This window comes from Kitasatospora sp. RG8, from assembly GCF_017813315.1.
In the GTDB taxonomy this organism is placed as follows: domain Bacteria; phylum Actinomycetota; class Actinomycetes; order Streptomycetales; family Streptomycetaceae; genus Kitasatospora.
Map to the genome: position 1 here is coordinate 107616 of NZ_JAGIYX010000017.1, position 20225 is coordinate 127840.

General features: G+C 66.2%; 16 protein-coding genes and 1 pseudogene. 10 read left to right on the forward strand and 7 right to left on the reverse strand.

Features of this window, described 5'->3' with window-relative positions:
- Positions 1-43 precede the first annotated feature (43 nt).
- The 4 genes and pseudogenes from J5Y04_RS24275 (at position 44) to J5Y04_RS24290 (ending at position 4061) form a co-directional block, all read left to right on the forward strand.
- Positions 44-900 (forward strand): annotated as a pseudogene (locus J5Y04_RS24275) (helix-turn-helix domain-containing protein).
- A gap of 78 nt (positions 901-978) precedes the next feature.
- Positions 979-2196: an IS256 family transposase gene (locus J5Y04_RS24280; protein WP_209414204.1), complete on the forward strand. Its 1218-nt coding sequence runs from the start codon at positions 979-981 to the stop codon at positions 2194-2196.
- Positions 2197-2746: 550 nt separating this feature from the next.
- Entirely contained in the window at positions 2747-2989 is a 243-nt protein-coding gene (locus J5Y04_RS24285; RefSeq protein ID WP_209414205.1) for a hypothetical protein, read from the forward strand.
- 862 nt (positions 2990-3851) lie between these two features.
- Entirely contained in the window at positions 3852-4061 is a 210-nt protein-coding gene (locus J5Y04_RS24290; RefSeq protein WP_209414206.1) for a hypothetical protein, read from the forward strand.
- A 167-nt stretch (positions 4062-4228) separates the two neighbouring features.
- Here J5Y04_RS24290 and J5Y04_RS24295 read toward each other — a convergent pair whose 3' ends face one another.
- From J5Y04_RS24295 to J5Y04_RS24310, 4 genes are all read right to left on the reverse strand, one after another.
- Positions 4229-4447 carry a DUF433 domain-containing protein gene (locus tag J5Y04_RS24295; protein WP_209414207.1) on the reverse strand — a complete coding sequence of 73 codons (219 nt, stop codon included), beginning with the start codon at positions 4445-4447 and terminating at the stop codon, positions 4229-4231.
- Positions 4444-4776, reverse strand: a complete 333-nt coding sequence (locus J5Y04_RS43995; protein ID WP_374106094.1) for a DUF5615 family PIN-like protein — start codon at positions 4774-4776, stop codon at positions 4444-4446. Before J5Y04_RS43995 ends, J5Y04_RS24295 begins: the two co-directional genes overlap by 4 nt.
- Before the next feature lie 6 nt (positions 4777-4782).
- Positions 4783-5598 (reverse strand): hypothetical protein, encoded by an 816-nt coding sequence (locus J5Y04_RS24305; RefSeq protein ID WP_209414209.1) that lies wholly within the window; start codon positions 5596-5598, stop codon positions 4783-4785.
- 73 nt (positions 5599-5671) lie between these two features.
- Complete coding sequence (locus J5Y04_RS24310; RefSeq protein WP_209414210.1) at positions 5672-7195, reverse strand: hypothetical protein; 1524 nt, start codon at positions 7193-7195, stop codon at positions 5672-5674.
- A gap of 2620 nt (positions 7196-9815) precedes the next feature.
- Between J5Y04_RS24310 and J5Y04_RS24315 the strand changes: the two genes are divergently transcribed.
- Entirely contained in the window at positions 9816-10394 is a 579-nt protein-coding gene (locus J5Y04_RS24315) for a hypothetical protein (RefSeq protein ID WP_209414211.1), read from the forward strand.
- Positions 10395-10799: 405 nt separating this feature from the next.
- Here J5Y04_RS24315 and J5Y04_RS24320 read toward each other — a convergent pair whose 3' ends face one another.
- The gene (locus J5Y04_RS24320; RefSeq protein WP_209414286.1) at positions 10800-11840 is read right to left on the reverse strand and encodes an NAD(P)-dependent alcohol dehydrogenase; all 1041 of its coding nucleotides are present in this window, start codon (positions 11838-11840) and stop codon (positions 10800-10802) included.
- Positions 11841-12021: 181 nt separating this feature from the next.
- Here J5Y04_RS24320 and J5Y04_RS24325 point away from each other — a divergent pair, with 181 nt between their 5' ends.
- Both J5Y04_RS24325 and J5Y04_RS24330 read left to right on the forward strand, forming a co-directional pair.
- Positions 12022-13002 (forward strand): helix-turn-helix domain-containing protein, encoded by a 981-nt coding sequence (locus tag J5Y04_RS24325; protein ID WP_209414212.1) that lies wholly within the window; start codon positions 12022-12024, stop codon positions 13000-13002.
- Positions 13003-13177: 175 nt separating this feature from the next.
- Positions 13178-14140, forward strand: coding sequence for a globin domain-containing protein (locus J5Y04_RS24330; protein WP_209414213.1), 963 nt, complete (start codon positions 13178-13180; stop codon positions 14138-14140).
- A 164-nt stretch (positions 14141-14304) separates the two neighbouring features.
- Here J5Y04_RS24330 and J5Y04_RS24335 read toward each other — a convergent pair whose 3' ends face one another.
- Together J5Y04_RS24335 and J5Y04_RS24340 are read right to left on the reverse strand one after the other, a co-directional pair.
- A complete protein-coding gene (locus J5Y04_RS24335) occupies positions 14305-14880 on the reverse strand; it encodes a hypothetical protein (protein WP_245205315.1) in 576 nt (191 codons plus the stop codon).
- A 348-nt stretch (positions 14881-15228) separates the two neighbouring features.
- Positions 15229-16650, reverse strand: a complete 1422-nt coding sequence (locus tag J5Y04_RS24340; protein ID WP_209414214.1) for a selenium-binding protein SBP56-related protein — start codon at positions 16648-16650, stop codon at positions 15229-15231.
- 283 nt (positions 16651-16933) lie between these two features.
- Here J5Y04_RS24340 and J5Y04_RS24345 point away from each other — a divergent pair, with 283 nt between their 5' ends.
- From J5Y04_RS24345 to J5Y04_RS24355, 3 genes are all read left to right on the forward strand, one after another.
- Positions 16934-17896 carry an alpha/beta hydrolase gene (locus J5Y04_RS24345; protein ID WP_209414215.1) on the forward strand — a complete coding sequence of 321 codons (963 nt, stop codon included), beginning with the start codon at positions 16934-16936 and terminating at the stop codon, positions 17894-17896.
- Positions 17897-18093: 197 nt separating this feature from the next.
- A complete protein-coding gene (locus J5Y04_RS24350) occupies positions 18094-18888 on the forward strand; it encodes a spermidine synthase (RefSeq protein WP_209414288.1) in 795 nt (264 codons plus the stop codon).
- Between the two features lie 243 nt (positions 18889-19131).
- On the forward strand, positions 19132-19977 hold the full coding sequence (locus J5Y04_RS24355) for a class I SAM-dependent methyltransferase (RefSeq protein WP_209414216.1): 846 nt from the start codon (positions 19132-19134) through the stop codon (positions 19975-19977).
- Positions 19978-20225: the final 248 nt, after the last annotated feature.

Below are 20225 nucleotides of genomic sequence, written 5' to 3' on the forward strand. Positions count from 1 at the left end.
GGGCAAAGCCCGGACTACCGACCTACCTGATCTCAAGCCCCTCATGCCGCCCCAGTCGCCGTCGTCCACTGTCCAAGAGGCACGCCAGGCTCTTGGACGACGCCTCGATCACATCCGCAAAGATGCCGGCCTCTCAGCGCGGGGCCTGGCGGCCCGCGCTGGTTGGCATGAGTCCAAGTGCTCGCGCATCCAAAGTGGCAAGACGCCGCCCCCATCTGAGGCCGACATCAGGGTGTGGGCGCTGCACTGTGGCGTGCCCGAACAGGCCGAGGATCTCATCGCCACGGCCCGCGGCGTTGAAGGTATGTACGTCGAGTGGCGAAGGCAGATCCGTGCTGGCCTGCGTCATGTCCAGCAGTCTGCCGTGCCACTCTACGAGCGAACGCAGCACTTTCGCGTCTATGAACCAGGTGTGATCCCTGGGCTCCTCCAGACGCCGGCTTACGCCACATCCCTCATGGGCGCGATCATCGCCTTCCAGCAGATCCCCGATGACACTGAAGCCGCAGGTGCTTCCCGGATCGACCGACAACGGGTACTTCGCCAGGGTAGCCACACTTTGCGATCCTCCTTGAGGAAGCAGCGCTTCGCGCTCAGGTCGCAAACGCGGAGGCGATGGCTGGCCAACTCGGGCACCTACTCCAGGTGGCCTCTCTGCCCAACGTCAGTCTCGGAGTCATCCCGCAGGTAACTGGTCGTACAATGTGGCCAGTTGAGGGATTCTGGATCTTTGACTGCGAGCGTGTGCTCGTCGAGTTGGTCACCGCGGAGGTGACGATTACTCAGCCACGTGAGATCGAGCTCTACGCCCGCACTTTCACGGCGCTGGCCGGTCTGGCTGGTTGCGTCCAGGGAAGTGGTGTACGGGCTCCACCCGTTCCGGGGGTTTCGTCCCGGTAGCGGGTGTCGCCTGAGAACGTAAGACGGCCACCGGCTGATCCTTCGAGAACGACCAAGCTCTTGAAGGAGATCTGCACGATGACCGCACCTGACAGTGTGCCCTTTGCTGCCCTGCTGGAGGAGAACCTCGCCTCGGCGAGTCCCGATCTGTTGCGGGCGATGGTGAAGACGTTCGCGGAGGCGATGATGTCCGCGGACGTGGACCGGGCCTGCGGCGGCGAGTACGGACGGCCGAGCGAGGATCGGGTCAACTCCCGCAACGGATATCGCAATCGGGACTGGGACACCCGCGCCGGCACGATCGACCTGGCGATCCCGAGGGTCCGCTCGGGATCGTACTTTCCGAGCTGGCTGCTGGAGCGTCGGCGCCGGGCCGAGCAGGCCCTGATCAGCGTGGTCGCCACCTGCTACCTGCTCGGTGTCTCGACCCGGCGGGTGGAGAAGCTCGCCGAGAGCATGGGTGTCACCCAATTGTCGAAGTCCCAGGTCAGCGAGATGGCCAAGCATCTTGACGATCGGGTCGCCGAGTTCCGAAACCGCCCCCTCGACCAGGGCCCCTACACCTTCGTCTGGGTCGACGCGCTCACCCAGAAGGTCCGCGAGGGCGGCCGGGTGGTCAACGTCCACTGCCTGGTCGCGGTCGGCGTCAACAACGAGGGCCAGCGCGAGGTCCTGGGCCTGGACGTCGCCACCAGCGAGGACGGAGCCGGCTGGCTGGCCTTCCTGCGGTCCCTGGTCGCCCGCGGCCTGGCCGGCGTCAAGCTCGTCGTGAGCGATGCCCACGCCGGCCTGGTGGACGCGATCGGCGCCACGCTGCCCGGCGCGTCCTGGCAGAGATGCCGGACGCACTACGCGCGGAACCTGCTCTCGCAGGTTCCGAAGTCCGCCCAGCCCTGGGTCGCCACCCTGCTGCGGACCATCTTCGAACAGCCCGACGCGAAGGCCGTGCGGCAGCAGATGGCGTCGGTGATCGCCGCGCTGGATGAGCGATTCCCCAAGGCCGCAGAGCACTTGGAGCGCGCCCGCGAGGACCTGCTGGCCTTCGCCGCGTTCCCGCGCACAGTCTGGAAGTCGATCTGGTCGAACAACCCGCAGGAGCGGTTGAACAAGGAGATCCGGCGTCGCACCGACGTGGTCGGGATCTTCCCGGACCGCAGCTCGATCATCCGCCTCGTCGGGGCGGTCCTGGCCGAGCAGCGGCGCTACATCGGCTCCGAGATCCTCGGCCGCTGCCGCCTCCACCCGATCGAGGGAGAAACCCCCGACGAGACCGCCACAACCGCACTGACTGCTTAACCTGAAACAGGATCACCGAGTGGCCGTCGATACACCACTCCAGCGGACGTGACCGTCTGGCTGCCTACAGCAGTGCCGCGCGGTCTCTCATCACCGCCGCTGTTGACGCACTTGGGTGAATCCATGCAAGTACGCGCAAGCCCATTGAGATGCGCTCCTGACCCTCCGTAGCGTCGTCTGCACTGGGAAGGTGACCACAGAGGAGCGCTGTGTCAGAGCTGGAAGACGAGGTAAGCACCCGTCGGCGAAACCACCAGGAAGCGGAGCACGCTGCTGAGGCGCCGCGGACGGCTCTTCTGGTGAACGGACTACCGTGTCTGCCGTCCCTGGATGCCGCACCCGCGGTCGAGGGGTTTCGCGAAGGTGGCTACGTCTGCCTTGGCGGCTGCAACGCTCACACGGCCCAGGCCTTGGCAGACCTCTTGATGCAACATGCCCGCTGGACGGGACAGGTCATCACGAGCAAGGCCGACCGCCAGATGCTCCACGACCTGCTGCCCACTACCAGGTCGGCGGTACTGCCGCCTGGAATCCCCAAGGAGGTAAGCGCGTGAGTCACGTGAACGAGTCCTCAACTGCGGCACTCACCTCGGAGACGTGGACTCCCGAGGTAGGGGAAGAGGTCGCGCTGGTGAAGACTGGCGAGATGGTGCGGATCATGTTCGTGCACACCTTTGGGGTCTTCGTCCGGCCGCTTCGGGGCGGGAGGGAGCAGATCACACGCGTACGGGACCTGGTACCGCCGGAGGATGCTCCTGGCGGGTTCAACGACTGGCAGGCCAGCCGCGGGTGACGTTCCACCCGGCAGGTTCATGGGGCTGAGGCTTTGGCCGGTGTCCTGGCGCCGGTTGGGGAGCGGGGAGGCCCTACGCTGACTGAGCACATCGGGGCAGCCGCCGGCAGCCCTTGAGGCCTCGATGGGGCCTTCCCGCTTCGGGGACCTGGCCGCGAGAGGTGGGTAAAACCTCGGGGCCACTATGAGATGTGCTGGTGAAAAACAGTCTTGTGCACGGTCGAGACGGTGCCAGGCACAAGACGAAGCGCTATAAGCTCAACAGCACCGACTGACAGGCCCCCGGGCCTCAAAACGCCGTCGTGGAACATTTCTTGTGCGACATGGCAATATGCATCATTGAAGCACTCTGGGTCCTTTCCCCCGATCGGCCGACTTCAGGTCGCATACGACCTGTATGTCGCTGATGATAGCGGCAGCGATGACAGAAAGGGAAGGATGTTGAGTGAAGGTAATGCAGGCGCAGGCACTACCTCCAAGTGGCGGGGGCGTTGCAGATGGGCCGTAGAGATTTTTGCCGCGTCAGCAGCAGTAGCTGCCGCACTCATTGCTGGTCTTGCTCTTGGACAAGCGAGTGATGCGGCGGATTCTGCGAGTAAGGCAGCGCGCTCGGCGAACGAAACGGCGGATCAATCAAATCGATTGGCCGGCGGCTATAAGGTTGCGTGGTACACGTACACGCCCCCCAAGAAGGCTGGCGAAGGAAATCCCCAGATGGAGCTGCGAGTCGACAACCATAGCCCGTATCCGGCGTATGAAGTCCTCCTGTGGCACAAAGATGCAATGCGCTTCTTGGTTTCAAACCGTCATGCCTTGTACGCGCGCTTTCATCAAGTTTGACGGGAAAAGTAAGGACGAACTCATGAATGCCAATGATCAGGCGGGATATAAATTGCAGTTCAACACGGTGCAAGGATCATGGGAGGCTCCTGAAGGCAAGGGGACCAGCAAGGCGCCAATGCCGGAGGTGGCAAGCAGGTTGTACAATTGGTTCAAAGTGCGTTGGGCGGAAGAAGCCACAGAGGTTCATAAGCTAGAAGTTGAATACTTCGACCTGCCGTCCTGCGGCTAAGGAGGAGGGCCTTTTCTTCCTTGTTGCTCATGATGTTCTGGACTGCCCACCGCGTCAAGGACAAGCCCCTACGGGGGCCTTCGGCTCCTTGACCCGCCGGCCAGCCCAGAAGGGCCGCCAACTAAGAAAGGAAAAGGGAAAGTTGGTGAGGGGAGGGGCTTGTGGTCTCATCGCGAGGGCTTGGGAAGTGCCCCTATCGCGGCGTCAAGAACCTCGTTGATCGCGCCCTGGAGAGTCTCCCTGTCAACCCAGTTATACATCTCCTGGATGCGGTCAAGGGAGTAGCCATCCTTAAGGCGCCAGAGGAGGGTGTCTATAGGGACCCGCGTTCCTCGAATGACCACCTCACCGCCGAGGATATCTGGATCGGAATGCAGGTACCTCATGCTGCACCCTCCTCGCCGAGCGCTACGTAGCGACCTTGAAAGTACGCTGGTCCATGCTTGATTAGTAGAGCCGTTAGCTGTGTGTCCACCTGTCTTGGTTGCCAATGAGGGGGAACGCCGATCACGCCGGCGCCGACCTTCTCTCCGGCCATCGGCTTGAAGTGTTTGACATTGAGAGTGACGATTATCCGCCTCGATGAGAGCGCAAGCGCGTAAACGGGTGCATCCTTGAGGCCTCCTCGGCTAAGGTCATGGTCAATGTGCTTTAGGTCGAAGTGTCCGTTGAGGCGTGGGAACGCACTGCGAGGCGGCATGTTCTCATCGAGCAGTAGCGATCATGTAGACGCCATCGACGCTGCCGTCAGCAGAATCAAGGCGCACCTGGTCCATTCCTCTTGTGAGTGTGTTTCATCTGGATCGAACAGCGCCTTGAGGATATGGAACGCAGCGCAGTGAGTTTTCTTGATATCGCCACATGCCTTCTCGGCTGCCGCGGCTTCAGCTGCGAGCTTCTCGTAGAGGATCCGAAATCTGTCACTCTCCCACACGTCTTCTTTCCACTCTCGATATTGGGGCTCCATTCGCTGGCGAGCGACTTGTTTGGTACGAAGCGGTGTGCAGTCAGAGTTGCCCGCTGCGGCGCGCGCAGCTTCAGCTGAAAGTTGGAAGCAAATGAGTGTCTGGACAAGGAACGCACCTGGCATGCGGTTCGCTGAGGCCTGTGGCTTCTCGGGCGGTTTGGCTGCGGGTGTCACTACCTCGGTGTCCGGCTCCTGGTGGGTCTGCTCGTCAGGCAGGCCTGCAACAGGCGCTGGGCCCGTGTCGACCTGGTACCCGATGGTGATAGCACCGTCCGGATAGAGCGCGACCGTTGCGTGCTCGTGATCGGCGTCCTTGTGTAGGAAGACGACGCCTTCCTCCTCGACGGTTGGAACTGTGCCGCCAAATAGCTCGGTACGAGCGCCCTTGGTCGTGATGCGGGAGACGCCGGTCTCAGGAAAGGTGTCCAGGCTCAGAAAGGTATTCTCACTTTGCACCTGGAAGTGCTGGCCCTTGCCGAAGGTGGGATCACTCACCGCGGTGGCATCGGCATGGAGGGCTTTAGCGATGGCTGCCCCATCAAAGTTTGCTTGTCGCTCGTGTTCTGGCATATGAGAGCGGATTATAAGGCGCACGGGCGGCGAAAGATGTAAGCCGGCTTACAGGCCAGGTCCCGCTGGACGGCTATTTCCCAACAGCCCCATCAATTGAAATCCTCCCCATCACATAAAGGATGAATGTCAAAACCCAAAGAGCGAGGAGTGAAGACATAAGGAATGCCTGATAGGCTCTCTTGACGTGCATGGTTAGCGTGGTCGTCTCCTTGACGATTAGCAACGATGCAGCAAAAGTGACGGGGATTAGAATAGCTACAACATCCGAGCCATTCAGCTTATGTTGATCATTGTAACAAATAAACCCATAGGACACCATCATGGCCACCGCCAGAAGGGTGGCGAGAATGAGTCCCAAGAACATGCTCAAACGGAGGCGGGTCAATCGCAAGCGACAATCGATCCATATCCGCTTCTCTCGGTTTACTTTTGCGTCATATCGAGAGTAATGCTCCTTCTCCTTATTCTCGTCACTGGGTTTGTCTGCTGGACCCATATAGTCCTCACGCATGGCAAGGCACTTTGAAGGTACGAACTCAACCCCTTCATCGGGTACGCGGATGTGGAAATGGTTTGTCCTCGCATCGGCGAACGATACGTACTGTCGCGCCGTCGGCATCAATCGATCTTTTAGCCAAGGCCACCGGGAGCTGTACCGACGCCCTGGAGGGTCAAAGAAGATGGGACGCTTATCGCTAACCTGAATAATGAAGGGCTCATTCAATGGCACACTGCACTTCGTCAGTACCTCCCACCGCTGGCCGTAACTCGAATACGCACGCATGAACTTGCGAGCCCAGCTAGTGTTATCTGGGTGGGCGATTTCATCTAGCTGAACGAACTCGTGAGCCTGAGTTAGCAACCGACAAAGGCGAGCTAGCATCCGGCTTACGGTTCTGCTGGTCAGATTGTGATTGCGCATAAACTGGGGTAAAGCGAGAAGTGGGTTCTCTGATGCGCTGAGCAAGTTCTTTGGTGTATATCTTCTTACCAAGTTACTAATTTGGGTGGTGCGATGTTGCCATCGCTCAAATGTGCGATCGGACACAAGGGGGCCGAAATCATCTTTCACATACTTCCGAATTAGCTCTTCAAGGTCACCCTCATCGGCCCTCCAGTCAAAACTCTTCTTTCGGGCACTCATAAGTTTAGCTTCAAGGGCGCTGCCGGGAAACGTAAAAGCGGCAGCCATAAATTCTTCCAACTGCCCATCAATCTCTCCTGAAAGTTTGGCCTCAGTCGCAAGATGGCGAATATATCTGGCTTCAAACTCCCCGGTCTCCTTTCTGGGGAAACGATACGCACTGTTTCCATCGATAGTGATATTGAAGTCAAGGAGGATGAACCGAGGGAGGTTTACGATGGGAATGATTAGCGTCGCCGAGTCGCCCCTTCCGACCGTCTTCCTCAAGAGGTACTGGAGCGAATCAACCTCGCGAAGAGGCTTAACGTGAATGACCCTCTCGCGCTTTGATAGCTGTGCGGTTGTAAGCTCTACTTGCTCAACCGAGCGAACTCTCCATGCAGGCAGATCGTCAAGCAACTTAAAACCAAGAGTCTCAAGATCCTCCTGCTTGCGAGTGATCCGGAACATGTAGTAAATCTCCTTTTTATGCCGCTAAGGGAACTGTCATGCTATTGACCTCCAACGGCGGAAATGCTATAAGAAGTGCCATATGGAGAAATATAACCCTCATCCAAAGCGTGGCATATAGCGAAAAGGACAGAATGGAGATGGGGCACTGTCGGGCTGCAAAACATGCGGGTCGTGAGCTCAAAAAGGTAATCAAGAACGCATCCCCATTCCCTTCTTTGCCTGAACACTATACGATTTGGAAATTGCGTCGATCGAGGAAGCGGGCAGACAAAGCTGTGGAAAAAGATCAGATCCACAATCTCCCGCACCGCCCGGGAGCCTGGATTGGAAATATGGGGGCTTTGATAGCCCCTCTTGTGACGGTTCTGTTGGGGCTGTCTCGGCTCACCATTGGAGCTTAAGGGGGCTGGACGGAGTGCCAATTGGGGCGTCCCCGTATCTCCTCGATCTTCTCATTGAATGCCTTGCTTGGCGTCCTGAGGTGGCGAGAGTGCTCCAAGCACGAAATCTGCGCCTGTCCCCACTCACCCGGTCGGGGCAACTACCCGTGCAAAGCTAACCGTCAGAAGGTATGTCTTGTGGTATGACATCGCTTGGCACAAGAGTCAAGGCTGCATGGGCTTACCTACGGAGCGATCAACCAGGAGTGGCCGTAGGGCCCACCCCGCCAGAAACGATCGTAGAGCTGAGGAGGGCACCCAGGCTGCTGGTTAGGGTTGACCCTCCTGAACCGGCTGCCCCGACACCGGTTGGGCCTGCTGACCGGTTTCTCCTGGTGGTGCTCGTTCTCGCATTTCTCGCTCTTATGGCCTTTCTAGGGTTGAGCATCACCGCCACGCGCACTCTTGGAGTATCCGATCTGACCAGTGGAGTGTCCGTGGTTGCTGCCGGCCTTCTGGGTGCAGTCATTAACCCGCTACGGGAGGGATTCTTCTGGCGGGTCGTGTTGCCCGGTCTCGTCCTACTGGCGTCTGCCGGGGTTGGAATCTGGGCAGCGGTTGAGGTCTTCACTGTTCCTATGCGCCCCTCGGCCGGAGCGGCACTTGCCGCATGTCTTGCAGCCTTTAGTGCTCTCTTCCTGGACACAAGTAAGATCACCCACCCCAACCGCTGAGGACTGCTCACGCTACTCAACCCATCGTCTGGTCCTGCTCCTCACTGTGTGCTCGCAATCCTGTTCACATCGAGGATTCGGCACGTGACCTTCGTGTTAGCTGGGATGCTCTTCGTGCCATGGGCGTCCTCATCCCCGTTGTTCACGCTCTCGCCAGGTGCAAGCCGGTGGGCGCTCCCTAGGCCCTCATCAAGGCGATCGCCTTGGGTATTCACGAACTCCACCGACACGAGGTAGTCAGAGACCGTGCTTGAGTGGTTGGTGATCTTCAGATCCGCCACCCCAACGAACTTCCCACTATGTGAGCCAGAGTGGTACGGATCGTCAGTGAGTGTGCAGCCAACAAGCTGCACATCATCAGCCGGCGGGTGGAACCCGGTAGGACTGGGCGAAGTGGTCGCAGACTGGCTGGGCAGCGAGGGCACCGCCGTCACGGTCACTGTGGCGGTGGGAAACGCTGAGGCCTGGGCGGACTGTCCGGTGTTGGCCGAGCCGACTTGTTGGCCGCTGGAACCACAGCCCGCAAACCCAAGACCACCTACAACTGCCGCGATGCCAAGCATCGTCACGGCGCCTCGTCTGACCATAGCCGCACCTCCAGCACTTTCAACGGTGGCACCGTCTGGACATCAAGGCACGCTGAGCCCGCTTCCCGTCGCGTCGGGTGACGAAGCGGGCCATAGGGAAACTCAGGGTCACCAGAACGACTGGCGATAGGCTCACTACTTGGGGCGCGGGCGCTGCCCAAGACTCGACCCTTGCCTGGCCCCGCGCCTCACTCAAATTCCCCTGTGGGGCACCAAGATCGTTGAGGCGGGCGCTCCGCGCCTTAATGATCAAGTCTCCTGTCCCCCGCTACACACGGCAGGGGCGATCTGGTGACCTCACAGACCTACCGTGCAGTCCAAAGCGTGGCGTGGCCAGGTGGTCCAGCGGTCGTGCCTGTCCCCTGTCCCCTATATATAGGGGCCTCCGGCGTAGGGGATCGTGTCACACATGTGTCACAGACTCTCGCGGGCCGGCCGGAGCGCACCCCTGTGACCTGGACGGTTACCAGACTCGATGGACCGAGTGGACGCTAACTCCGCTTGTCCGGCCATGGGAGAGCACCGGAGGCGGGGCGCCGTGAAATTGCTCCGTGATGTTGAACTGACTTGGCGCAATCCCTGCATCACTCGCTTGGAGCAGGATGCCCAAGGAGGGCGGGGAGGTCGGTTGGTGAGATGGGGCGGAACATGTCCGTGCAGACCCTTGGGGCCTCGTCCACTCGGATCGTAGTCACTCGAACGATCCGTTCTAGGTTGCAGCACCAGGAAAACACCGGTTGTCTGGGGTGCGGCCGTCGCAGGATGGTCGGCACAACAAAGCTCGAAGCGGACTAAAAGACCGTCCAGGAGAACTGGGCGGTCTTTTAGTGCCTGTGGGTGATAAATGGCTTCCATTGGGTGCGGTGAGGAATTCATGAAAAGCCGGTCGAAACCTGTCGGAAGAATGCTTGGCAGCATGGCCGCTTGGATTGCGGCATCCATGTTGGGCGCATTGATCTGCCGAATGGTCTCGGGCTGCAAAGACAGTGGAGTTGCTGGTGTGGCGGGAACAGGCGGCAAGCTGCCGCAGAGGATCCGACTGGCGCGGCCGGGTAAGAACGCAGTGTTGCAGTATCAGATCGTAGCGGCGAGGCGGCAGTCTTTTGATGACAAGATGTGGCAGGTTCCTGCGATCTCCTTGGCGGCACAAGCGGTACTTCTTGGAATTGTTGCGAATACCAGCTCTGGCCACCTCGGGCGCGTCATCGCGGGATTTCTGGCGGTTGGTGCCGCGCTGGCTACTACAAATCTGCTGCTGCGGCAGCGACGCAACCAGGAAGCCGACAAGGCATGGCTCTGCCGATTCGAACAGCGGGCTGGGTGGCTTGCCGTCCACAAGGGCTCTAACGAAAGAGCTGAGGACGTCCATGTCTGCACGCCATTCTTGGCCAAGGCCAGACCTCACCGCGTATGGATCGCAAGCACCTGGGTCTTCGGCCTCCTGGGTCTATCTGCCTCCGTCTATCTGATGGTGAGCGCTGGTGCGTTGCAGTGACCAAGTTGACGAGGCTGCGGGACAACGCTCCGAGGGTCTCTGCAATGTGCTGAGTGCGCTGACGCCGAAGACTTTACGTGGCGCAGTCATGATCCGTTCTCCTGTCCGCCATCCCTTGCCCTTCGGCGACCGGGTGGTCATCCTGGATTCACTGCCACTCGCCGCCCGCGAGTTTCAGTCCGAAGATGGACCGGAACCTTTTCATGCACAACGCTGTTTCGCCACTGTCGGAAATGTCGAGGTGGCTGTAGATGTGCGGAGAATTCCGTATGGTGTCAGCGGTTGTGCCGTCGGCGGTTCCAGGATGCACCGACTGATGGCATACGGCGTGGGGCCGACAGGAGAACAGCTCAGGAGCGAAGACGGGCGGCCCCTTCCCGCGTGCGGGAAGGGGCCGCCCGTTGCTCAGATCGTCGAGGTGTCGATGACGAAGCGGTAGCGGACGTCGCTGGACAGCACCCGCTCGTAGGCCTCGTTGATCTGGTCGGCGTTGATCAGCTCGATCTCGGCGCCGATGCCGTGGGCGGCGCAGAAGTCCAGCATCTCCTGGGTCTCCGGGAGGCCGCCGATCATCGAGCCGGACAGCGACTTGCGGCCGACCAGCAGTGCGTGGGCGTTCACGCTGACGGGCTTCTCCGGCGCCCCGACCTGGACCAGTGTGCCGCCGGTGCGCAGGAGGCCGAGGTAGGCGCTCAGGTCGAGGTCGGCCGAGACGGTGTTGACGATCAGGTCGAAGGTGCCGGCCAGCTCGGTGAAGGTGGCCGGGTCGGAGGTGGCGCGGTAGTGGTCAGCGCCGAGCCGCAGACCGTCCTCCCGCTTGCGCAGCGACTGGCTGAGCACGGTGACCTCGGCGCCCTTGGCGTGCGCGATCTTCACGCCCATGTGCCCGAGCCCGCCGAGGCCCACGATCGCGACCTTCTTGCCCGGGCCCGCGCCCCAGTGGGTGAGCGGCGAGTACAGCGTGATGCCGGCGCAGAGCAGCGGCGCGGCGACGTCCAGCGGCAGTGCGTCCGGGATGCGCAGTGCGTACCCTTCGTCCACCACCAGCTGCGAGGAGTAGCCACCGTACGTCGGCTCGCCGTCGCGGCCCACGCCGTTGTAGGTGAAGACGGCGCCCGGGGCGCCGGAGCAGTACTGCTGGAGCCCGGCCAGGCAGTTGTCGCACTCCCGGCAGGAGTCGACGAAGCAGCCGACACCGACCCGGTCCCCGACCGCCCAGCGGGTCACACCCGGGCCGACCTCGGCGACCACGCCGGCGATCTCGTGGCCCGGCACCATCGGGAAGATACCGTCGCCCCAGTCCTCGCTGACCTGGTGGATGTCGGAGTGGCAGATGCCCGCGAAGCGGACGTCGATCAGGATGTCGTGCTCGCCCACGGCCCGGCGCGGGACGGTGGTCTTCTCCAGCGGCGCCTTCGGGGCCGGGGCGGCGTACGCGGAGACCATCCGCGGCTGTGCGGTGTCCGTGGTGTCCGTGGTGCTCGTTCCGGCGTGCGTCGTGTCCGTCGTGTCCGTCGTGTTCGTCATGTGCTTCAGCCTGCGCCGACCCGGTCCGGGCAACCAGATCAGAGCTTGTCGTACGCACGGCCAACGTACGACTGGCAGGCTCACCCTCATACTGGGCCGCATGGACCAGCGCACCGAACTCAGCGAATTCCTCCGGTCGCGGCGGGCCCGGCTGCGCCCCGAGGACGTCGGCCTGCCCGACCACGGCACCCGCCGCCGCGTCCCCGGACTGCGCCGGGAGGAGTTGGCGCAGCTGGCGGGCGTGAGCACGGCCTACTACATCCGCCTCGAACAGGGCCACGGGGAGTCCGTCTCCGTCGCCGTGCTGGACTCGATCGCTCGCGCCCTGCGGCTCACCCAGGCCGAGCGCGAGCACCTCCAGCGGATCACCAAGCCCGCCCGGCGCCGGACGGGGCGCGCCGCGTCCAGCCGCCCGCAGCAGGTCCGGCCGGCGCTGCAGCAGCTGCTCGACGCGATGGAGGGCGTGCCCGCCTACGTACTCGGGCGGCGGCTGGACATCATCGGCTGGAACCGGCTCGGCAATGCCCTGCTCGGCGACTACTCGGCGATGCCGCCGGAGCAGCGCAACATGGCCTGGCACGTCTTCCTCGACCCCGCCGCGCGCGAGCTGTACGACGACTGGGAGGGCAAGGCCACGGACGTCGTCGGGATCCTGAGGCTGGACGCCGGGCGCGACCCCGACGACCCCCGACTGGCCTCGCTGATCGGTGAACTCTCCCTCAAGAGCGCCGACTTCCGCCGTCTCTGGGCCGCCCACGACATCCGCGACAAGGGCCACGGCACCAAGGAACTGCACCACCCGGTGGTCGGCCGGCTCACCCTGCGCTACGAGACGCTGCGCCCGGCCGGTGAGCCCGACCTGGTGCTGGTGACGTACCACGCCGATCCCGGCTCCACCTCGGCCGAGTCGCTGCGGCTGCTGGCCAGTTGGGCGGCGACCGGCCCGTCGGGGGACAGGGAGGTCGGGCGGGAGGTCGCAAGGGTGGTCGAGACGGCGGGCGATCTGTCGGGCGACCCGTCCACGGGTGGGCCTGGCGCCGCGTCGACAGGCCGGAAGTCCTCTCCGGAGGCGTCCCGTTAGTCCGGTGGTCCCGCTCCCGCCGGGACCATCGGCCCTACCCCGGCCCTTCCGCCCGGCCGTGTAATGGACCTGCGGCGGTCCGGGCCCACCCCTGCCCGGAATCGGCAGAAGTCCCTTCGGCTGGGTGAACTCACGCTGAACAGAGGCAATCTGACGGCTGGTTAGGCTTTCGATCATGGAGATCGTCAGCACCGCCACCGAGTACGACCAGTTGATCGCACGCCACCACGCCATGCTCCTGCGTCGCCAGATCCTCGCCCCGTCGTCGCAGTCGTCGCCGCCGTCGGCCGGGGCGGCGCAAGCCGGAACGCCCCGAGCCGGTCTTCCCCATGGCGGCGCGCCCCACGACGGCATGCCCTACGACGGCGTCGCCGACCAGCGGCTGATCCTGGACAACCTCGGCCCGGTCGCCCCGTTCGCGGACCTCATCGACCACCTCTACGACTCCATGTTCAGGCGCCGGCCCTTTCTGCGCGGCCTCTTCCCCTCCTCGATGGAGTTCCAACAGGCCCACCTGGAGCGGATGTTCACCGATGTGATCGAACACCTCCACCGGACCGACGAGCTCGCCGACATGCTCGCCCGGCTCGGCCGCGACCACCGCAAGCTGGGCGTCCGGCCGGTCCACTACGAGGCCTTCGAGGAGGCGCTCTGCGAGGCGCTCCGGTACCGCGCCGGCTCCCGGTGGACGGAGGAGCTGGAGGCGGCCTGGGTGCGGATGCTGCGCTTCGCCGTCGGGGCGATGGTGGCGGGCGCCGAGTCCGCGCTCACCGAACCCCCGTACTGGCACGCCGTGGTGGTCGGTCATGAGCGCCGCCGCCCCGACCTCGCGGTGCTGAGGGTGCGCACCGGCGAGCCGTACCCGTACCGGGCCGGCCAGTACGGCACGGTCGAGCACCCGCTGCTGCCGCACTCCTGGCGGCAGTACCCGATGAGCCGCGTGCCGCGCGCGGACAACGAGCTGGAGTTCCACGTCCGCGGCACGGGCACGGGCGCGGGCGGAGTCGACGAGGCCCTGGTCGAGCACACCGCCGTCGGCGACCGGCTCCGCCTGGGCCCGCCGCGCGGCACGCCGGCGCCCGAGGGCGGTGGCCGCGAGCTTCAGCTGGCGGCCCACGCCCCGGCGCCCTGGCGCTGAGGGGGTCGGGCGGCAGTCCGGCAGGTCGCGCCCGGACTGCCGCCCGACCGCCTTCACCACGCCCCGTGGGCCGGGCGCTGGGAGCGCTCCGGGCTGGGCTCCCACCGGGAGGGCCCTACGGCCAGGTCAGGCGGGTCAGGCGGGTCAATCGGGGCAGAGGCGGGTCAGGCGCGTACGGTGAGCCAGGCGCCGAGGCCGCTGCACCCGCGCGCGTCGTACGTGGTGCTGCGGTAGCCGGCCGGGATCGGGGAGTACGGGCAGGTCCAGATCCCGTTCCGGACGAGCTGGTGGAACCAGGCCCCGACGCCGCTGCACCCCTTGGAGTCGAAGTTGGTCAGGACGTACCCGGAGACGATCGGCGAGCCCCCGCAGGTCCAGATCCCGTCCCGCACCGGCTGCTGGAACCAGGCGCCGTAGCCGTTGCAGCCGCGGATGTCGAACATCGTGATGACGTAGCCCGGAGGGACGGCGACCCCGGGACACGTCCACCCGCCCACCGAGGCCGCCGCTGCGGGCGCTTCGGCGGGTATACCCGCGGGCGCGGAGGCGGGCGCGGAGGCGGGCGCGGAGGCGGGTACTGCGGCGGGTGCGGGGGTGGCGGGAGCTGCGGCGACGGCTGCTCCGGCCGTGGTGCCCGTGAGTGCGGCCGCGAGCAGTGCAATGGTGGCGGCCGTACGGGCGATCCACCCGGGGGCGGTCGCCCGGGAGCGGTTCCTTTGCTGACGGAAAGTCAAAGTCATGACACACCGGTCCGATCGGTAGCCTCCCCGGCGCGTTCCGGCGAGAGGGGAGGTGGGTCAGCGGGGACTCGTCGCACCCTAGTGGGCGTGGCCTGCGGCGGTCGCGGGACGGCCGAAAGGCCTGCCAACATGACCGGAAAGCCACCCGACGGCCTGTCTGCCAACCCTCCCGCGCGCCTGTCCGCCCGCCTCCCGCCCGCTTCCCCGCCCGACGGCTCACCCGCCCACGGCGACAGACCCGAGCCGGCGACAGACCCGAGCCCGCGACAGAACTGGGCCCCGACCGCCCGCCGCAGGCCGGTCCGGCCGGTCCGACGGGTCCGTCGCCGGTCTGGCGGTTCCAGCAGGTCAGCGGTAGCAGTACGAGTCCGACGAGGCGTCCCCGCCCGCCAGGTGCGTCTGGTGCACCCGCAGGCCCCGGAACTCGTCCCCGTGCGGGTAGAAGCGCGGGTCGACGGTGAGCCCGCCCGACTCCGTGTCGGCGTCCAGCTTGACGATCCACGGCTCGATGCCGTCGGGGTAGAACTGGTCGTCCCAGGACCCGTACAGCGAGTTGGTCAGGTAGAGCCGCTGCCCGTCCCGGCTGATCTCGACCATCTGGGGTGCGCCGCTCAGCGGTCGGCCCGGTTCGGCCGGGTGCGGCGTCCTCGCCACCACCCCGCCGAGCCGCACCGAGCCGGCGAGCCGAGGGTGGAACGGGTCCGACACGTCGTACTGGAACAGCTCCCCGGTGCCCCAGGCCGAGACGTACAGCCAGCGGTCGTCCACCGACAGGTTGATGTCGGTGACCAGCGGCGGCACCGCGCCGAACGGCTGGAGGGCCGGCGGCAGGTCCTCCGGCTTCGCCGGCTCGGCGGGTATCTCGATGACCTTGCGCGCGGTGAACGCCGGGCCGTCCCGGTACCAGAGCCAGACCGAGGCGGAGAGGTCCTCCACGTTGGTGACCACGCCCACGAACCCCCACTCGGCCTGCGGGTCGTGCGCAGGTCGCAGCTCCAGCACCATCTGGTAGTGGTCGCCGAGGTCGATCCGCTGGAGGTGCCGCCCCGAGTCCAGCTCCCAGAAGTGCAGCGCATGACCGTACTTGCGGCCCAGCAGCAGCTCCGGCACCACCCCGTCCTCGACCATCGACGGCGTGCCCCATTCGCTGGTCACACCGACGTTGGTGCCCAGGTGCCACCAGACGTCGTAGGCGAGGTGCTGCGGCCCACGCTCCGTCTCCCACGCGCGCAGCACGTCGAAGGTGGTGTGGTCGAGCAGCGCGACCCCGCCCGGCCCGTCGCCGCCGTCCCCGCTGCCGAGGCAGGACAGGAACACGCCGTCCGGCCCGCAGTGCAGCGTGTGCGGACGCGAGTACCCCGCCCTGGCCGCCAGCTCCTCGGCGGACACCGTCTTCACCAGCCGCGGCCGCACCGGGTCCGGCCGGGTGTCCATCACGTGCAGCCGGGAGGACCGCAGCCCCGGCAGCAGCAGGTACCGTCGCTCCGGGTTCTCGTGGCACGCGTGTGCCAGCGCACTGGAGCAGGCGTTCCAGCCGAAGTGGTGCAGCTCGTCGCCCAGCCCCGGGAGTTCGGCGAAGTTGAGCACCCGCCCGTAGGTCGGCGACGCCGGATCGGTGTCCACGGTGATCAGCGCGTCCGGCCGCTGCGCCGACCGGTCGAACCCGGCCACGTACGCCAGCCGCTCCGGCGGCGCGGCGATCGCCTCGGCGGGTGTGCGGTAGAGGGACGGGTCGCCGTGACCGGTCCGCGGATCGTGCCCGTGCGGCATGCTGACTCCTCAACTGGCTTCATCGGAAGCTCTATTGACAGCTTCACTGACGGCTTCATCGACGGCTTCATGGGCCAGGGGAGTGACTCTGGCCCGGGTAGCGTTCCACAGGACCACGGGCGCACAGCAGGCGCACGGGGAGCGGGGCGGCCTGCGGCGCGGTGGTCGCCGCGCCACGACCGTGCTGCCGCGCTCCCCGCTACCGGCCGGTATTGTCGGTCGTCCGGATCGATGGTTCCTGCCGGGGCAGGCAGGTCAGAGCAGAGGTTGGGTGCGGGCGGGCATGGAATTCCGAGAAGACATCCTGGGGGCTCCGTACGAGGCGGCCGAGCTGCCGCTCGCCCCCGACGAGGAGGGCGCCGTCAGCGCCACCCTCGTCCGGCGGCTGGTCCCGGGCAGCGACCGCGCCGTCCTGTACGTCCACGGCTACGTCGACTACTTCTTCCAGACCCACCTCGCCGACCACTACGTCGAGCGCGGCTACTCCTTCTACGCCCTCGACCTGCGCAAGTACGGCCGCTCGCTGCGCCCGCACCAGTCGCCGAACTTCATCCGCGACCTCGCCGCCTACGACGAGGAGCTGGACGCCGCGGTCCGGATCATCCGTGAGGAGGACGGCCACCGGCAGCTGCTGGTCAACGGCCACTCCACCGGCGGCCTGGTCACCGCGCTGTGGGCCGGCCGGCGGGCCGGACGGGGCGTCGTGGACGGGCTCTTCCTCAACAGCCCGTTCCTCTCCATGCCCGCGGCCCCGGCCGTCCGCGCGATCGGGGCGCCCGCACTGGACGCCCTCGGCCGCTTCGCCACCACCCGCAAGCTCCCTTCCACGCTCAACCCGCACTACGTGCACAGCCTGCACCGGGACCACCGCGGCGAGTGGGACTTCGACCTCAAGCTCAAGCCCGCCGAGGGGTTCCCGCTGTACGCGGGCTGGCTCGCGGCCATTCAGCGCGGCCAGCGCCAGGCCCGGCGGGGCCTGGGCATCGACGTCCCCGTCCTGCTGATGGCCTCGACCGCGTCGATCTCCACCACCAAGTGGCAGGCCGCTCTGCACCACGCCGACGCCGTGCTGCGTGCCGACGACATCGCCGCCGTCGGACCGCGCCTCGGCCGGCAGGTCACCATCGTCCGGATCAAGGACGGCATGCACGACCTCGCCCTCTCCGGGCCGGGCGCGCGCACCGAGTTCTTCGCCGAGCTCGACCGTTGGCTCGCCGCCTACCTGCCGGCGCCGGTGGCGCCGTGACCGTCGCCCCGGAGCCCGTACCGGACGCCACCCCGGATCCCGTACCGGACGCCACCCCGGATCCCGTAGCGGACGTCGTACCCGTGACCGAGGCCGAACCGGACCCGACACCGGACGCCGCCCCGGAACCCGTACCGGACCCGGCAACGGATCCCGTGCCGGTTGCGCGGAAGACCGACCTCGGCCTGGCCCGCCTGATGCCCGACATCGACCACGACGGCGGCTGGCTGCTCACCCTGGACGACACACCCCAGTCGTACGTGGACCTGGGCGATCCCACCCACCTGGAGTTCGAGTACACCCGGCGGATCGGCCACCTCGTGGACACCCTGGCCCCCGCCGGCCGGCCGCTCGACGCGCTCCACCTCGGTGGCGGCGCACTCACCGTGCCCCGCTACGTGGCCGCCACCCGCCCCGGCTCCCGGCAGCAGGTCGTCGAGGTCGACGGGCTGCTGCTCGCCCTGGTGGAGGAGCACCTGCCGTGGCAGGGGCCCGGCGTCGACATCACCGCGGTGGTCGGCGACGCGCGGGCCGTGCTGGAGACCGTCCCGGCCGGGTCGTTGGACCTCGTCGTCGCCGACGTCTTCCACGGTTCGCGCACCCCGGCGCACCTCACCTCGGTGGAGTTCGTGCGGGCGGCCGCCGCCGCGCTGCGCCCCGGCGGCTGCTACGCCGCCAACCTCGCCGACGGCCCGCCACTGGCCTTCGCCCGTGCCCAGGCGGCGACCCTGCGCGCCGTCTTCCCGGAGGTCTGCCTGATCGCCGAGGCCCCGGTGCTGCGGGGGCGCCGGTACGGCAACATCCTGCTGGCCGGTTCGGCGGGCCCGCTTCCGGCCGCCGACCTCGCGCGCCGCCTGGCGGCCGACATCTTCCCGGCCCGGCTGACGGACGGCGCCGGCCTGGCGGAGTTCTGCGGGCACACGCCCGCGGTGACGGACGCCGAGGCCACGGACAGCCCGCCACCCCCGGACGGGGCGTTCAGCGTCGGTTGAGGTTTCGCCCGGCGCGCCGGTGCGTCGCGCGCCGGGCCGGCGCGCCCCCGGGTGTCAGAATCGGCGGGTCCATGCCGGGAGATCGGCTGAGCAGGTCTGTGGCAGCCGGGCCCGTGGCAGCGGGCCCGGGAGAGCCGGGCTCGGAAGGGTCAGGCCCGGGACAGCCAGACCCGTGGCGGCCGGCCCGGGAAAGTCAGGCCCGGGAAAGTCAGGCCCGGGAGAATCGGTCCGAGGGAGCGCGTGATGAGCAGCGGGGAGCGGCCCGAGCTGGGGACGGTGCCGGAGACGGCACTGTGGACGCTGTGGCAACGGGCGGTGGAGGCCCGTCGGCCGGACGCCGTGCTGCACGATCCCAAGGCGGTGGAGTTGGTCGAGCGGATCGACTACCCGTTCGCCGATCGGTTCGGCACCAGCGGCGTCCAGGCCCAGCTGCAGGCGCTGCGGGCCGCGTGCTTCGACCGCGAGGTGGCGGACTTCCTGGCCCGGGAGCCGCGCGGCACCGTCGTCTGCCTGGGCGACGGTCTGGAGACCCAGTACTGGCGCGTCGACAACGGCCGCGCCCGCTGGCTCTCCGTCGACCTCCCCGAGGCGCTGGCCCTCCGCCGACAGCTCCTGCCCCCCGGCCCCCGCCAACGCTATCTCGCCGCCGACGCCACCGACCTCGGCTGGGCCGACGAGGTCGACCGCGACCACGGCGTCCTGGTCACTGCACAAGGCTTGCTCATGTACCTCCCCCCGACGCAGGTACGCGACCTCATCGCCGGCTGCGCCGAACGATTCCCCGGGGCGTCCCTGATCTTGGATGCCGTCCCCCGGTGGTTCAGCCGTCTCACCCTCACCGGCAGGATGCGCACCCACGCCTACCAGGCCCCACCCATGCCCTGGGCGATGGACGCAGCCGAGCGCCACAAGCTCCGCACCGCCAGTCCGGCCGTCAGCAGCGTCCGCGACGTCCGCCCCACCGGCGGCCGCGGCCTCGTCGCCGGCCTCCTCCCGCTCGCCCTGACCATCCCGCCCCTGGCCACCCGCCGCCCCTCGGTCACCGTCCTCGACTTCGCCGACCGTGCGGACAGGCCCGCACAGGCGTAGACCGGGGCAGCGACCTCCACAGGCCGGGGGCAGCGACCTCGTCGCCGTCTCCGAGGTGATCACCCCGCTACCGCCCCGCCTGGCAGGGGCGGATCCCGCCTTCCGACGTCTCAAGCGAGAGGAACCCCGAGGGCGGTCGGCCGGCCGGCCGTTCACCTCCTCTCATCGACGGTTCGGACCAGGTGCCTCCGAGGGCCTCCGGGGGGGCGGATCGAAGGGGCACGGGAGGGACACGGGTGGGGCACGGG

What these genes read in the sequence shown, in the direction of transcription:
- J5Y04_RS24280 (WP_209414204.1), top strand. Translation starts at nt 979, where the DNA reads ATGACCGCACCTGACAGTGTGCCCTTTGCTGCCCTGCTGGAGGAGAAC.
- J5Y04_RS24290 (WP_209414206.1), top strand. Translation starts at nt 3,852, where the DNA reads ATGAATGCCAATGATCAGGCGGGATATAAATTGCAGTTCAACACGGTG.
- J5Y04_RS24295 (WP_209414207.1), bottom strand. Translation starts at nt 4,447, where the DNA reads ATGAGGTACCTGCATTCCGATCCAGATATCCTCGGCGGTGAGGTGGTC.
- J5Y04_RS24305 (WP_209414209.1), bottom strand. Translation starts at nt 5,598, where the DNA reads ATGCCAGAACACGAGCGACAAGCAAACTTTGATGGGGCAGCCATCGCT.
- J5Y04_RS24310 (WP_209414210.1), bottom strand. Translation starts at nt 7,195, where the DNA reads ATGTTCCGGATCACTCGCAAGCAGGAGGATCTTGAGACTCTTGGTTTT.
- J5Y04_RS24315 (WP_209414211.1), top strand. Translation starts at nt 9,816, where the DNA reads ATGGCCGCTTGGATTGCGGCATCCATGTTGGGCGCATTGATCTGCCGA.
- J5Y04_RS24320 (WP_209414286.1), bottom strand. Translation starts at nt 11,840, where the DNA reads ATGGTCTCCGCGTACGCCGCCCCGGCCCCGAAGGCGCCGCTGGAGAAG.
- J5Y04_RS24325 (WP_209414212.1), top strand. Translation starts at nt 12,022, where the DNA reads ATGGACCAGCGCACCGAACTCAGCGAATTCCTCCGGTCGCGGCGGGCC.
- J5Y04_RS24330 (WP_209414213.1), top strand. Translation starts at nt 13,178, where the DNA reads ATGGAGATCGTCAGCACCGCCACCGAGTACGACCAGTTGATCGCACGC.
- J5Y04_RS24335 (WP_245205315.1), bottom strand. Translation starts at nt 14,880, where the DNA reads ATGACTTTGACTTTCCGTCAGCAAAGGAACCGCTCCCGGGCGACCGCC.
- J5Y04_RS24340 (WP_209414214.1), bottom strand. Translation starts at nt 16,650, where the DNA reads ATGCCGCACGGGCACGATCCGCGGACCGGTCACGGCGACCCGTCCCTC.
- J5Y04_RS24345 (WP_209414215.1), top strand. Translation starts at nt 16,934, where the DNA reads ATGGAATTCCGAGAAGACATCCTGGGGGCTCCGTACGAGGCGGCCGAG.
- J5Y04_RS24350 (WP_209414288.1), top strand. Translation starts at nt 18,094, where the DNA reads ATGCCCGACATCGACCACGACGGCGGCTGGCTGCTCACCCTGGACGAC.
- J5Y04_RS24355 (WP_209414216.1), top strand. Translation starts at nt 19,132, where the DNA reads ATGAGCAGCGGGGAGCGGCCCGAGCTGGGGACGGTGCCGGAGACGGCA.